The sequence below is a fragment of the Desulfitobacterium chlororespirans DSM 11544 genome, from assembly GCF_900143285.1.
GTDB classification, from domain to species: Bacteria; Bacillota; Desulfitobacteriia; order Desulfitobacteriales; family Desulfitobacteriaceae; genus Desulfitobacterium; species Desulfitobacterium chlororespirans.
In genome coordinates, this window is the sequence record NZ_FRDN01000011.1 from 136,613 (window position 1) to 150,636 (window position 14,024).

Consider the following 14,024-nt stretch of genomic DNA (forward strand, 5'->3'; position numbering starts at 1 on the left):
GAGATGTTGGATATGCATGTACACCTTACCGGTCATGGGGATCGTTTGGCCACGGCGGAAACGATACGGGAGTTCCTGGATCAAGCCCGGAGGGTGGGTCTGAAACAGATCGGCTTCGCGGATCATGATGTTTATTATGACGAGCTGAATCTGCCGCTGATCCGGGAAGTGGCTGAAGAGTATCCTGATCTAAAGGTTGCTGTCGGCCTGGAAGTGGATTATCGACCGTCAGATGAGGGGAAAATCAAAACCCTCTTGGAGCAATTTCCTTTTGACTTTGTCATAGGCTCTGTTCATGAGCTGAATGGGTGGGCTTTCGATTATCCTGAGGAGGAGGCCGTTCATCGTCAGAAAGATCCGGATGGGATGTATGAGGAGTATTTTCGTTGGGTGGAGATGGCGGCTGCCAGCGATCTTTTTACCACCATGGGTCATTTCGATCTCATAAAGCTTTTTGGAGTCCGGCCCCGGACGGATATTCTCCGTTTAGCAGGCGGGGCATTGGCGCAGATTCAAAAAAAGGGGCTGGTCATCGAGCTTAACACCGCCGGACGGTACAAACCGGTAGGTGAATATTACCCTGAGGTGAAAATCATTCAAGAGATTAAGCGTCGCGGCATTCCCATGACCTTGAGCTCAGATGCCCATAGAGCGGAGCATGTAGGACGTGATGCCGGGAGGGCTGCCCAACTTCTGAAAGATTTGGGGATAAAAGATATTGTTGGATTTGACCATGGACAAAAAGAATATTACCCGCTGTGAAAGCTGAGCGGCGGCAGTGGGCGGAATGGGGCAGGAAACCTGCTCCCCTGTTCCGGAATGGCGGAAAGGAAATCATGTATGTACGGTAATGAAATACGACAGCTGCTCACGGACTTGGCGTGGGTGGATGATATAAGCTATTACCATAGCTTAAGGGTAGGCTACCTGATGAATCGTTTCGCAGAAACGGACATGGGAAAGCAGTTTGTCAAGCAGGCTTGGGTTACACGAAATGAATTTGTGGCGACAGGACTTTTGCATGATATCGCCAAACTCCGCTGGCCCCTGGAAATACTTCTTTCCGGTGAACGTTTAAAAGATCTCGAACGGGAGGCGCTGCTTAGACTATGGGGCTATATGGTCGAACATCCTCTCGTCTCCGAAGAGATTGTCATGGACTATTATAAAAGGACCGGCAATCGTTTCTGGGAGAGGATTGCCAAAGGCGTGGTATCCCATCACGAGAACTATTCCGGAGACGGCTATCCTTATCGCTTGAAGGGCACGGAAATTCCCTTACTGGCACGGGGGGTGCGGGTTTTCGATCATTATGTCAGGGATGTTGAGGTCCGCCGGCATAAAAATAAATCCCAGGACCCCGGTGCAGTCATTAAAGAGATGCGTTCCATATTGGGAATCCATTTTGATCCCTATTGGGGTGAAAAAATATTGGACTATTTGGAGACGACTCCCGTCTTTCCGGCTAACCTTGATCAATGGTTGGACGAGGAATTAAAGAAGAATTTTTAGCCTCGGTAAATTCTCGGGATAGAAATCCTGATCCGAAGCCAAACTATGGAAAACATAGGATCAGGATAGGAGAGAGTGTATGCCGTGGATGGAATTAGCTTTAAATCCCTTGGGAGATTGGGATGAAGAAGGTTTGACCGATTGGGCCGAAGCTTTGGGAGCGTTTTTAACGGAGCGGGGAAAGGAAATCAAGACCTCCTTACAGCTGCTCCCTGGATATCAGATTCTGCGCATGGGGGAAGAGCAGAGCGCGGGGGAGCTGCTGATTAGTTCCTCGGAACGATTGATCGTGATGATGGGGTTAACAGTCAAGAATGCTGGTGAACGTGAATTTGCGGAAATGGTCACCCGCTTTGCCCGGCAAATGGGAGCGATGGCTTTGCGAGCGCCGATAAACTATGTTGCTGAGAAGGAGTTTTGGCGGGGGCTTGGTGCTCAGGATGTTCTTGAACCCTCTCTTTTGCGGGAGGAGATTCAAAAGGAAAAGGTAGGGGTAGAGCCTTTATATAAACAAAGTTTGCTGGTGACTTACAAAGATAAACCGGCACTATGTCTGGAGCCGATTTTCTGTACGGCACGCCCCAATGGTCCGGTGAGTCTGGCAGCCCGGAGGTTGGAAAAGCTGCTCGGCGAAGGACGCCCCATCGGCTTTGCCAGCCGGGTATCGGCCTATTCACCCTGGGAATTCGAAAGAAGGAAATGGGATGATCTTCTGGCCTACAGCCGCCTTCAGGCTTATGAAGTGCTGGAGCAGCTCATTATCCAAAGCCTTCCCCTGGAATATTCTACGCCTTTTAACGGCTAGTACTCATCAGGCAATATGAGTTTTAAGTGTTACAAAGTATGAGGCGAAGGATTTTATGAGGTGGTTATTGAATAATAAGAGAGTAAGGTTAAAGCGGAAGAGGGAGAGGGGTTGGGAAGATGTCTATTTACGAGACAGCCCAGCAATTGGCTCAGCAAATCAAAGAATCTGATGAGTATCGCGACTTTATCGTCGCCAAAGAGTTGATGAAAGCTGATGAAGGCCAGTACAAAATGATTCGCGATTTCCAGATGAAGCAATTTGAAATCCAGCAAGCACAGCTTTTTCAGCTGGATATCTCACAAGGCAAGCAGCAGGAGCTTGAACGTCTATACAGTTTGTTAAGTCTTAATCCTGCGGCCCGGGAGTACTTGGAAGCAGAATTTCGTATATCGCGCATGATTAATGATGTACAGAAAATCATTGGGGAAGCCATCATTGATGTATTGCCCCTGGGCTTCGAAGATAATGACCAGCCACAAATATTGGCTTAGAAGAGCGCATAGCTGCACATATCTGCAAATTATAAAATCCGTAAATTCCTTGGGGGAGCTGCGGATTTTTTGCTAAAATAACTAAAAAGTAAAAGTTTCACGAGGAGATTTCTGAATTTTCATAATGTTGGTTTCGTGCTATGATGGATACTATGGAGGAGGAGAGCTCATGAAATTGGATATTTCGCTGGATCAATTTGAACAGGAATTGACAAAACAAGGCTATATAACGGAGAAAGAGGATCGAATCGCCCTCACAGCCTATCTAGCCGCCCAACTGGAAAAACCGATTCTGGTGGCCGGACCCCCTGGTGTGGGAAAGACGGAAATTGCCAAAGTGTTGAGTCAGGTATTTGCCGCGCCTCTCATTCGTCTCCAGTGTTATGAGGGACTTGATGAGAACAAAGCTCTCTATGAATGGAATTATCAGAGGCAGCTGATCAGAATTCAAATGAGAGAGGAGGGTCTTAAGGAAGAGGACTTATTTGGGCTGGATTACCTCTTGCCCCGCCCCCTTTTGCAGGGACTGATGAGTGATGAATACACCATATTGCTGATTGATGAGATCGATAAGACCGATGCGGAATTCGAGGCTTTTTTGCTGGAGGTCTTAGGTGAATTCCAGGTAACGATTCCCGAAATGGGAACGGTCAAAGCGAAAAGGCGTCCTTTTGTAATTTTAACCACCAATGGTGAACGGGAATTATCTGACGCCCTCAAACGGCGCTGTATCTTTCTCCATGTCAATCCCCCCACCGTGGAGAAGGAAGTGAGGATTCTCCGTACCAAATATCCTGAGTTACCTGATAAATTGGCCTTTCAGGTGGCTAAGGCCGTCGGTATTCTGCGGGAGCGCCTGGCTTTGCAAAAGCTTCCTTCCATTGCCGAGACCATGGATTGGGCCAAAGCTTTATTGGTCATGGGGAAAACGGAGCTTGACCCTGCCTGGGTAGAGGCTACTCTGAATCTGCTCCTCAAAAGCAAGGAAGATCTGGAGCTTTTCTATCGGGAGATGGGAGCAGAGCGGCTTATCTGGGAGACGAAAGGGATGTAAGGGGTGCGTCTTTAGTGCAACGAAGTGAACTGGATCGTCATCTGCTGGAATTTATTGGCCTTCTGCGTGAAGGGGGCATCTCGGTCAACCTCACTGAGTTTCAGGATGCGCTGCAGGGGTTAACCCTCATCGGCATGGAAGATAAGTCCCGGGTGGAAGGGATTTTGCAGAGTACTTTGGTAAAATCCGTGAATCAGCTTCCCTGGTTCCAAGAGGTCTTTCGTGTGTTCTTTGCCCCGCCTGAAGCTAAGTCCGCCTGGCAAAAGGAAGCTCAGGAGAAAGCGGAGAGCTGGAAAAAAGGAGTGGCCCAGAGCCGGGAGGAATTGCGTTTTCAGGGCGAAGAGCTGAAGTTCTCCGATGAACAGCTGGCAACGTACATGAACCTTCCGGAAGCGGAAAAAGAGCGGTTGAAGCAGTTTCTTGAACGGTCAGAAGAGGGGACGAGAAATGGGATGCAGCTGGATCACTCTTTCCAACCCATGGTGGAAAAAATGCTTCATGGCTCCCTGGAATACTGGAAGCGCAAGCTGGGAGAAGATTTTCCAATTACACCTCCGGGGCAGGAAGGGTTATTGAACGAAGCCCAGCGGGCTATGCGCCAAAAGGAAATGCATTATCTGACCAAGGATTTGAAAGATATACCCCCGGAGGAATGGCCTGAGGTCAGTAAATTAATCCGCCGCTTATCCCGCAGGCTTGCTTCTCAGGTCTCCCGCAGACTGGGTCAGGGAAAACGGGGAAGCCTGGATATGCGGCGCACCGTCCGGGAAAATCTGCGTTATGGAGGAGTCTTATTAAAGCAAACCTATCGTAAACGGCGCAAGGGTAAGCCCAAATTTGTGCTTGTCTGCGATATGTCGGGCTCCATGTTGAAATATACGGAGTTTATCCTGCAATTTATCTATGGTTTAACCAGCTTGGTTTCCGGAATCGAGACCTATGTCTTTGCCAGCCATTTGGTTAATATTACCTCTAAGCTGAGAGGCGCTCAAACTTTTCAGGGGATGCTCAACACTTCGATGACGGATTTAGTGGGGGAATTTGGCGGGGGTACCAATCTTGCCGTGTCTCTGGAGGAACTCCATGAGCATTATGGTAGTTCCCTCAGCCGCCGGACGGTGCTCTTCATCCTCAGTGATGCGCAAACTCTTGAAGGGGAAAAGGCCGCCGTCTATTTAAAGAAGACCCGCGGCAAAGTCAGGGAGATCATCTGGTTGAACACCTTACCTGAGAAACGCTGGAAAGATGTCAGAGCCATCGAGCTTTTTCAACCTTATTGCCAAATGTTTGAATGCAACACCTTAGGGCATTTGCAGGATATCCTGAAGAAATCAACCGGGTTTGTTTAAACCCTGGATTTGTGAGGCATACTATAGGTGTAAACACATCGTTCATAAGCTCACAAACTAGGAGGTTAGTCAGGGTGTTAGAAAAATGTCGTTCCTGCGGATTTGAACATGAAGATTTGGACAGAGTGCTTTTTCGGAGAAATCATGTCAGCAATCGGATGCTGCCCTATTGCGCCCAGTGCATGAGGAGACTGTATCAGGTTCCTTACCGGCCGGATCGGGATCTTTAAGGTTCTGATTGTTTGGGAAATTAAGAAAAGAATAAGTTCTATTAGTGCTGGACAAAATATTGGATTACATATTGCCTAACTTTCTTTCTTTATGTTATAGTGACAATTGAGAATGGGGAGAAAGGGGTTGTATACAATGGCATATGTAATTAATTCTGAGTGCATCAGCTGCGGAGCTTGTGAAGCAGAATGTCCAGTAGGTGCGATCAGCGCCGGAGATGATCTTTACGTCATTGATGCCGACACTTGCACTGATTGTGGTTCTTGTGCTGGAGTTTGCCCGACTGGCGCTCCAAATCCAGCTTAATTCATGTTCTTAAAAAGGGAGTCTTTTGACTCCCTTTTTAATTTATTCAGCCGAGCTGATGATAAAAAGTGGTTCACTAGGACTAAAGTCCTAATTTTAAAGAAATATTGTTTTTTTATCTTGACAATTTATATATTTTTCATTAAACTAAAAATAATAATTATTTTAAAATGCAAGGAGATGAGTTCATGACTGCCATCGAAATTCTTAAGCAGCTTAAGGACAAAGGGGTACGATTTACTCCCCAGCGTCAGGCTATTTTAGAGTTTCTTTTAGGTACGGATACTCATCCGACAGCTGAGGAAATCTATCATCATGTCAAGGCGAAGTTTCCCGGTGTGAGCTTGGGAACGATATACAATACCTTAAACATGTTGAAAGAACATGGACATATCTTGGAGCTTTCCTATGGAGATATGTCAAGCCGTTTTGATGGGAATCCTAGCAATCACTACCATGTGGCATGCACTGAATGTGGGAAAATCGTCGACTTCCATCGTCCTCTGCTGGAATTGGAGAGAGAAGTGGGTTCCCATACAGGCTTCCAAGTCCATGGACATCGTCTTGAGTTCTATGGGGTCTGTCCCCAATGTGCAGCACGGGATATAAAAAAGATGAATTAAACGATAGTCGATTGATTAAAGTCTGGTCATGGATCGGGCTTTTTTTATTGTGTGGATTATTCTCATCGAAGGATTCCTTGAAGGAATTTAACGGATCGTCTAGAAATTAAGAACGAACAAAAAGAAAGGTTCACACCGATTATGTTTAATAAACGTCTTTACTTATTGGTTTTGACTTTTGCTATAGCTCTGGGACTGTTGATTTGGAATTGGAATTCTACACCCGGAGTGTTCCTGAAAACCTCCTCTTTTTTAGCCAGTGTTGACCGCTGGGAAATGGACCTGGGAGGGCAGTGGAAAATTTACCCTTCTTTGCGTCAAGCCTGGATTACGGAAACGGAACAGGAAGGAAAAGGGATTGACTCGCCGATCACAGGCGGGGAGTATGGCTATCTTCCTTCAAGCAAGGAATTTCAAGTGGCGCTGAAAACCTTTAAAATTCCGGCTGAATGGAATGCCCGCAGCATTATGCTCCAGATCAATGGAGTTTATGGCCATTGTGATCTTTATCTTAACGGGATGGAAAGTGCCCATCGCATTGGCAGTATAGTCGGCGAGGGGGGGAGCGAGCGTATCCAGATTCCTGTCACAGCCTTAAACCATGGTCAGGATAATTTGCTGCTGCTGGAGCTTTCCGCACCGTCTGCTCAGAAAGCCACCTTTCTAGGCTCGGGCTATCCGGATAAAGGCAGGATTACCGGGCGCATAGCTTTACAAGCAGTTATGGAGACCAGTCTTGAAAACCCGCGCACTCAGGTGACATGGGAAGATGCTATGGCCCGGGTTCAAGTTGATTTTCAGCTGAGTCATCATGGGTTTTCCGAATATGGACCATGGACTGTTCAGGGGATAATTTCTGATGGCTCGGCAGAGATTGCTCAAGCTGTAACTCAAGTTCATTCCGATGAAAGCCCTGTGCAGAATGTGAGCTTGGCTTTTCAGATTCCTGATGGACATCTTTGGAGTCCGGAAGATCCTTATCTCTATCAAGTGTATTTGACTGTAAGCAACTCGCGGGGTGATCGTGACGATATTGCCTTTGCGCTGGGGCTTACATCTTTGGCATATCAGGATGGGCTGTTTCTTTTGAATGGGAAGGAATTGCCCATTAAAGGGCTGGCCCTGTCACCGGAAAAAGAGGCTGAACTGAGAAATCAAGGCGATATTGAAGCTTGGCTTAAGGAGTGCAAGGAGCAAGGTTATAATCTTATCTACTTTCTCGGCCAGCAGCCGGATGAGTATTGGCTGCTGGAAGCAGATCGAGCGGGGATAGGGCTGTGGATAGAGCTGCCAGGCAGTGCCATGGTTCCGGCGCAACGTCTTCCCGAGCCCAGGGCGTGGGGGGAATGGGCGAAAACAGCCAGTCTTCACCCCTCGGTATGGGCTTATACTTCCGGAATCGGTTTGGAGTACAACTCCCAGCCCCTGGTAAAAGCCTATGAGCAGGAAGTCAGCTCTGTAACGGCGCCAATCCCCACTTTCAACTTAAATCTGACCGATGAAGAATCAAGGGTCGGATCTTGGGGAGAAATTCAGCAACCTCAAGAGACTCAGGGAAGCCGAGGGGGATTATGGCCTGCAGAAAAGTGGGTCAGTGTGATCTGGGCGGTTCTCTTGGTCATCGTAGCCTGGTCAAACCTGGCGGCAGTGAACTGGCGCTACAAAGAGCTCCAGAATAAGAAGCCTAAACGTGCCTTGCGCATGGCGTGGTTCTGGCAGGGCTTGGCTATGATTACCCGGCAAATGACCCTGGCCGGTATACTGACGGCCCTTCTTTTTAACACCGAGGTTCCCTGGGCGCAGTGGGTTCCCAATCAATGGCCGTTATGGGAAGGAATAAGGATGCAATCCCCCTGGTTGATATGGGTGATTTTGGGCAGTTTGTTTTCTTTATTGCGTTTGCTGCAAGTGGGCGTGGTGGCACCGCACCTGCCTGGGGCTCCTGATACCATAGGTCTGGCGGCTTGGCTGGAAAGAAGGTACTTCTGGAATTGGACGGTCGGTGTGTTATGGGCCCTGCAAGCCTGGGGGATACCCCGCTCAGTACCTTTCTTGGTCTATATGGGCTTTAACTTTCTTTTCCTCCCTCTCAAGGTTCGGGATGTCCATCGTATTGGCGGTGGTTATGCCGCTTTTCTGTGGGTGCCGGGTATCATTCTCCTGATAGGGGCGGTGGTGGCTGCTTTCCGATGGGAAGACATCTTTTATGCCGTCCATATGGTTCAGCAGTCCAATTGGCTGAGGCTGATCCTGTTTGATGGCTGAAACGAGCTGAAAGCTGAGTCTCCAGGATTTTGATTTACAGCGGTCGGGTCAATGAGGCTTTCTTAACTTAGCGGAGCCACCGGTTCGCATGCAGAAAGCAGCGGGGTTTGGCGCAGCTGTTAAGAAAGCGAGTTGACCAGCTCCGGAGCTATGGAGTGACCGTTGTGCGCAAAGCTACGCAACCCGAGCAAACGCTTTTTCCTCCGTTGACGCCTCGCAGCACGAATGAAGACACGAATAAAGGCACTAAGACACCAAAAAGTTGAACAAGTAAGCAAAATAAGTTATAATAAATCCGACCATTTTAGTGAGAATTGTAAGAGGGAGTTAGGAGGTTTTGGCTTTGATCACTAAGGACATGACAGTAGGTCAGGTTTTACGCAGCTATCCTCAGACGGTGCAGACTTTTCTGGAATTAGGCATGCATTGTTTAGGATGCCCTTCATCCACGATGGAAAGCATTGAAGGAGCAGCACTTACCCATGGCAAGAAACCGGATGAGTTGGTAGAGAAGCTGAACAAGGTGATTGCAGCGAATTAAATAGATATGTGTAGGTGGAAAAGGAGAACCTATTTTGTGTTGTGCAGAATAGGTTCTTTTTGTAGGGAAGAAGGTAGATATGCTGGAGGGAGGGCTTTGAGATTATTCGGAAGTTTTAGTTAATTTAGAGGAATAAGCAAATTCAACGAGAATCATTTAGACAAAAGAATGAGTAAAGTCTGGGATAAAATCACCAGATTATGAGGGGGTATCTCAAATGAGCCTTGTGATGAATGGCTCCGAGGATTTAAAACAGGTTAGCCTTTTCAAGTATATCGGGCAGACCCTGAAGGTGGTCATTCCTGCGGTTGTCGTGATAGCGGCGGTGATTCAATTTATTCTGAAATTACCTCAGTTTGAAATGTTGGTGGTTTGCGGGGGGTATCTGATAGCGGGTTTGGGGATTGCTGTAGCGGCCTCTTTTCGGAATTATAATCGTTTTTTAAAGCCTATTCAGCAGATGGAAATTGGGATATTGCAGGTGGCGAAGGGTGAGCTGAATACGCAAATTCAGGTTACCAGTGCGGAAATGGCAGCAGTGACCCAGGCCTTTAATGCGATGACGAAAAGTTTTCGGGAGATTATTCATAAGATCAGAATCATGGCCAATGAATGGGTTGAGTCCATTGATGAGCTTTCTGCAAACTCGGAGGAGATAGCGGCTAAGAATGAAGAAGTCAGCCAACATATAGCGGGAATGTCCAATGGGATGGCCCAGCAAACGACGGTTATCTCCCGGGCCATGGATTCCTTCAGGGCTCTGCAGGATACTATTCAGATTATTGCGGAGCGAGCCCATTCGGTGGCCCAGGAAGCAGGCATTTCTCAAGGAAATGCCGAAAAGGGATTGGATGGTCTGTCGGGAATTGTCCAGGCTATGCAGGATACCAATACCACGGTGGATGAGGCCTCCGAGCGTATCAAGAATTTAGATGAGCAATCTCAGCAAATTGTTTCGATTACGGCGACCATAGCTTCCATTGCGCGTCAGACCAATCTTTTGGCTCTTAACGCTGCCATCGAAGCAGCCAGGGCCGGCGAGCATGGCCGGGGTTTTGCGGTAGTAGCTGATGAGATTCGCAAGTTAGCGGAAGGGGTATCGATCTCTACCGATGAGGTGGCCGAGATCACCAATGGTATTCAGGAAACCATCACAGCCACGGTGGACGCCATGAAAGTGGCCGATTCGAAAGTGGAGAATTCTTTACAACAGACTTTGGCGGCCCGGCAGGCTTTGGAGATTATTGTGAAGTCCACCAAACAAGTGTCCAGTGATATTTCGGAAATTGCCGCTTCCGGCGAGCAAATCTTAACTCATATGGAAGGGGTCACCAATCAATCCCGGCAAGTAGAATATATCGCAGCGGAAGCCGAAGTGTCCACAAGGGAGATCGAGCAGGCTTCGGCTGAGGTTGCGGCAAGTATGCAGAATATTGCCGGGGCTGCGCAAAGTTTGGTAAGTATGGCTATCGAACTTAGAGAGCAGGTCGCGGGTTTTAAGGTATAGGGAGGAAGAACTAATGGAACAGTATCAGGTTGGCATCTTAGGCGGAGGTCCCGGGGGCTATATCTGCGCCTTACGCGCTGCCCAGCTTGGCTTATCCGTCGTTTTGGTTGAGAAAGAGCGTTTGGGGGGGACCTGTCTGAACAAAGGATGCATCCCCACCAAGACCTTGGTCAAAAGTGCGGAGTTATGGCGGGAAATAAAGCATGCCGAAGAATTCGGCATTCAGCTTGGGGGCGCGTTGCTCCATTACCCTCAAATTGCGGCAAGGAAGAAGGAAGTGGTCAATACCTTAGTGAGCGGCATTGAGCAGCTTATGAAGGCGAAAAAGATTACTGTGCTGAAAGGGTGGGGAGAGGTAAAAGAGGCCAATCGCATTGAAGTCACGACCGAAACGGGCAAGGTTGAGCTTCATGTAGAGAATTTGGTTTTGGCCACGGGATCGGTCCCGACCAAGATTCCCGTACCCGGTGTGGACCTCCCGGGAGTGGTGACCAGCGAAGAGCTTCTCGAACAGGAAACCCTTCCCGATAGCCTGGTGGTCATCGGCGGTGGCGTGATCGGTTTGGAGTTTGCGTCCATTTACCACGAATTTGGCGTCAAGGTCAGCGTGGTGGAAATGCTTCCGTCTCTTCTTCCCAATATCGATGAAGAGATACCCAAACGCTTAGCTCCTTTACTGAAAAGAAGCGGGCTGGAGATTCTGACGAAGGCTTCGGTAAGAGAAATCAAGCCTAAGGAAGAGGGTTTGGTGGTTATCGTTGAGGATGGGAAGGGATTAAAGGAGTTACCGGCCCAACAGGTGCTTTTGGCTACGGGCAGAAGACCGAGTCTCAGTGGCATCCATGGGGATGTTTTAGGACTTGAGCTGGACCGGGGAGCTATCAAAGTCAACTCCCAGATGCAAACCTCAGTCCCTAAGGTGTATGCGCTTGGGGATGTAGTGGGTGGGGCGATGCTTGCCCATGTGGCCTCCATGCAGGGGATGGTGGCGGCTGAGCATATGGCGGGGCAGCAGGTTAGTATGGAGGGAAGGGCGATACCCAGTGCCATCTTTACCTACCCGGAGATTGCCGCTGTCGGTGAGACTGAGCAGGCTTTAAAGGCCTCAGGTAAAAACTATAAGGTCAGTAAGTTCCCTTTCAGCGCCAATGGCAAAGCCTTAGCCTTAGGGGAAATCATGGGATTAGTGAAGCTGTTGGCTGATGAAGAGGGAGTTGTAATAGGCGCCAGTATCATGGGACCTCAGGCCAGCAGCCTGATTCAGGAATGTGTGCTGGCCGTGGAGAAAAAGATAAAGGCTGAGGAGCTGGCTAAGATCATTCACGCTCATCCTACTTTGCCGGAGGCCATTATGGAGGCTGCTCATGGGATCTTGGCAAAGCCTCTGCATCTGGCCTAGGGTAGTAGCGAGCGAGGAGCATAGGGTGTGGGATTTTGCCCCGCACATAACTATGCTCCTTTTAATTTTTTATTTTAGGCAATTTAATCTTCAGGTAGGTTAAGTCGTCATAAGAAAATATCCGAACGAAAGAAAAAAACTGTAGACTAATGTTCGGAAGTAAAGTATAATACATTCATTAAATGCCATTGCAAGTCTGTTTATGACGAATAATGGCAAAGATAACAATAAAACAGGAGGAATCAGAGTGGAAAATTTCTTCAAACTTAAGGAAAACGGCTCCAATGTCCGCACTGAGCTCGTTGCCGGACTCACTACATTTTTCGCAATGGCCTACATCATCATGGTCAATCCGGCTATGCTTTCTCAAGCGGGTATGCCTTGGGGTGCAGTATTCCTGGCTACGATTATCGCAGCGGTTATTGGAACATTAGTCATGGGTCTAGTCGCTAATGTACCTTATGCCCAAGCACCAGGTATGGGACTTAATGCCTTTTTTGTTTTTACAGTTGTTTTTGGTCTTGGTTTTACCTGGCAAGAAGCATTAGCCATGGTTTTCTTATGTGGTCTTATTAATATTTTAATCACAGTGACAAGCATTCGGAAAAAAATTATTACATCCATTCCTGTAAGCCTGCAAAACGCTATTGGCGGCGGTATTGGTATTTTTATTGCTTATATCGGTATTAAGAATGCCGGCTTGCTTTCCTTTACCTCCGACCCCGGAACCTATGTTCAACTGGGTGACGGCGGAACGGTTATCGCAAGCTCCAGTGCCGTTCCGGCCCTTGTTACTTTAAATTCTCCTTCCGTACTTCTGGCTATTTTAGGCCTCGTTCTTACCGTTATTTTGCTTATCCGCAATGTTAAAGGCGCTATTTTGATTGGTATTATTGTGACAACTCTGGTCGGTATTCCTTTAGGCCTTACTCATATGGGTTCCTCCATCAGCTTTAGCGATGCTCTTGCTGAACTGCCGCAAACGTTTATGGCAGCCTTCGGAAATCCCGGACTCGTTTCCCTCTTCAGTGATCCGGCTAAGATTCCTCTCGTTCTGGTCACTATTTTTGCTTTCAGTTTATCCGATGTTTTTGACACTATTGGTACCTTTATCGGTACCGGCCGCAGTTCAGGAATTTTCTCCGAAGCCGATCTGAAAGCCATGGAAACCAGCAAAGGCTTCAGTTCCAAAATGGACAAGGCCCTCTTTGCCGATGCTATCGCTACCTCGGTAGGTTCCATCTTCGGAACATCCAACACAACCACTTATGTGGAAAGCGCAGCCGGTATCGGAGCTGGTGGACGGACTGGATTAACCAGCATTGTGGTCGCTGTTCTTTTCGCGGCCAGTGCTTTCTTAGCCCCGGTGGTCAGTGCGGTTCCCGGTGTAGCTACTGCTCCTGCTTTAATCATCGTCGGTATCATGATGCTTTCTTCCTTCAAGGAGATTAAGTGGGGAGATTTAAGCGAAGCCATCCCTGTTTTCTTTGCCGGTATCTTCATGGCTTTTTGCTACAGCATCTCTTACGGTATCGCCGCCGGCTTTATTTTCTTTTGCATCGTCAAGGTCTTCAAGGGTGAGACCAAAGAAATCAGCCCGGTATTGTGGATCGCCACTCTGCTCTTTGTTCTTAACTTTATTCTTTTAGCCAGAATCTAATTTGAATCAAGGGGACAGGTCCTGTTATTCACTCGCCCGGAGTATTCCTCCTAAGCTGTGAAGAAGGGGACCTGTCTTTTGCTGTTTTTTTCGGTCAAGTTCCCAAGCGCTTGGGAATTTGACCGGGAATTTTCTCAAAAGTGGAGACATCAGGGCTTGAGGCCGGAAACTCATGCCCTGGTTTTTTGCATTTTTGCATAGGGTAAGGGAAAATTACTGGGGGATTCAGGCTGAATAACGGGATCTGTCCCCTTGATTCATGCTCTCAGTCAAATTAC

14 protein-coding genes are annotated in these 14,024 nt (G+C 48.0%); all 14 read left to right on the forward strand.

Going from position 1 to position 14,024, the window contains the following annotated elements:
• Positions 1–3 precede the first annotated feature (3 nt).
• The 14 genes from BUA14_RS17845 to BUA14_RS17910 all read left to right on the forward strand — a co-directional run bounded on the left by BUA14_RS17845 (position 4) and on the right by BUA14_RS17910 (position 13,746).
• Positions 4–762, forward strand: a complete 759-nt coding sequence (locus BUA14_RS17845) for a histidinol-phosphatase HisJ family protein (protein WP_072773832.1) — start codon at positions 4–6, stop codon at positions 760–762.
• Positions 763–840: 78 nt separating this feature from the next.
• Positions 841–1,512 (forward strand): HD-GYP domain-containing protein, encoded by a 672-nt coding sequence (locus BUA14_RS17850; RefSeq protein WP_072773833.1) that lies wholly within the window; start codon positions 841–843, stop codon positions 1,510–1,512.
• 79 nt (positions 1,513–1,591) lie between these two features.
• Positions 1,592–2,317 carry a hypothetical protein gene (locus BUA14_RS17855; protein ID WP_058491084.1) on the forward strand — a complete coding sequence of 242 codons (726 nt, stop codon included), beginning with the start codon at positions 1,592–1,594 and terminating at the stop codon, positions 2,315–2,317.
• 119 nt (positions 2,318–2,436) lie between these two features.
• Entirely contained in the window at positions 2,437–2,811 is a 375-nt protein-coding gene (locus BUA14_RS17860; RefSeq protein WP_015945006.1) for a YlbF/YmcA family competence regulator, read from the forward strand.
• A 169-nt stretch (positions 2,812–2,980) separates the two neighbouring features.
• Positions 2,981–3,865, forward strand: coding sequence for an AAA family ATPase (locus BUA14_RS17865; RefSeq protein ID WP_058491082.1), 885 nt, complete (start codon positions 2,981–2,983; stop codon positions 3,863–3,865).
• A 14-nt stretch (positions 3,866–3,879) separates the two neighbouring features.
• Entirely contained in the window at positions 3,880–5,214 is a 1,335-nt protein-coding gene (locus tag BUA14_RS17870) for a vWA domain-containing protein (protein WP_072773834.1), read from the forward strand.
• Between the two features lie 74 nt (positions 5,215–5,288).
• Positions 5,289–5,444, forward strand: a complete 156-nt coding sequence (locus BUA14_RS28030; RefSeq protein WP_005809802.1) for a hypothetical protein — start codon at positions 5,289–5,291, stop codon at positions 5,442–5,444.
• Between the two features lie 136 nt (positions 5,445–5,580).
• A complete protein-coding gene (locus BUA14_RS17875) occupies positions 5,581–5,751 on the forward strand; it encodes a DUF362 domain-containing protein (protein WP_005809805.1) in 171 nt (56 codons plus the stop codon).
• A 188-nt stretch (positions 5,752–5,939) separates the two neighbouring features.
• Positions 5,940–6,374 carry a Fur family transcriptional regulator gene (locus BUA14_RS17885; RefSeq protein ID WP_011460706.1) on the forward strand — a complete coding sequence of 145 codons (435 nt, stop codon included), beginning with the start codon at positions 5,940–5,942 and terminating at the stop codon, positions 6,372–6,374.
• Between the two features lie 141 nt (positions 6,375–6,515).
• Complete coding sequence (locus tag BUA14_RS17890; protein ID WP_072773835.1) at positions 6,516–8,639, forward strand: glycoside hydrolase family 2 protein; 2,124 nt, start codon at positions 6,516–6,518, stop codon at positions 8,637–8,639.
• Between the two features lie 343 nt (positions 8,640–8,982).
• Positions 8,983–9,180, forward strand: a complete 198-nt coding sequence (locus BUA14_RS17895) for a DUF1858 domain-containing protein (RefSeq protein WP_005809809.1) — start codon at positions 8,983–8,985, stop codon at positions 9,178–9,180.
• A gap of 217 nt (positions 9,181–9,397) precedes the next feature.
• Positions 9,398–10,687, forward strand: coding sequence for a methyl-accepting chemotaxis protein (locus BUA14_RS17900; protein ID WP_072773836.1), 1,290 nt, complete (start codon positions 9,398–9,400; stop codon positions 10,685–10,687).
• Positions 10,688–10,700: 13 nt separating this feature from the next.
• On the forward strand, positions 10,701–12,086 hold the full coding sequence (gene lpdA, locus BUA14_RS17905) for a dihydrolipoyl dehydrogenase (RefSeq protein WP_072773837.1): 1,386 nt from the start codon (positions 10,701–10,703) through the stop codon (positions 12,084–12,086).
• A gap of 247 nt (positions 12,087–12,333) precedes the next feature.
• Positions 12,334–13,746: an NCS2 family permease gene (locus BUA14_RS17910; protein WP_207649555.1), complete on the forward strand. Its 1,413-nt coding sequence runs from the start codon at positions 12,334–12,336 to the stop codon at positions 13,744–13,746.
• Positions 13,747–14,024 lie beyond the last annotated feature (278 nt).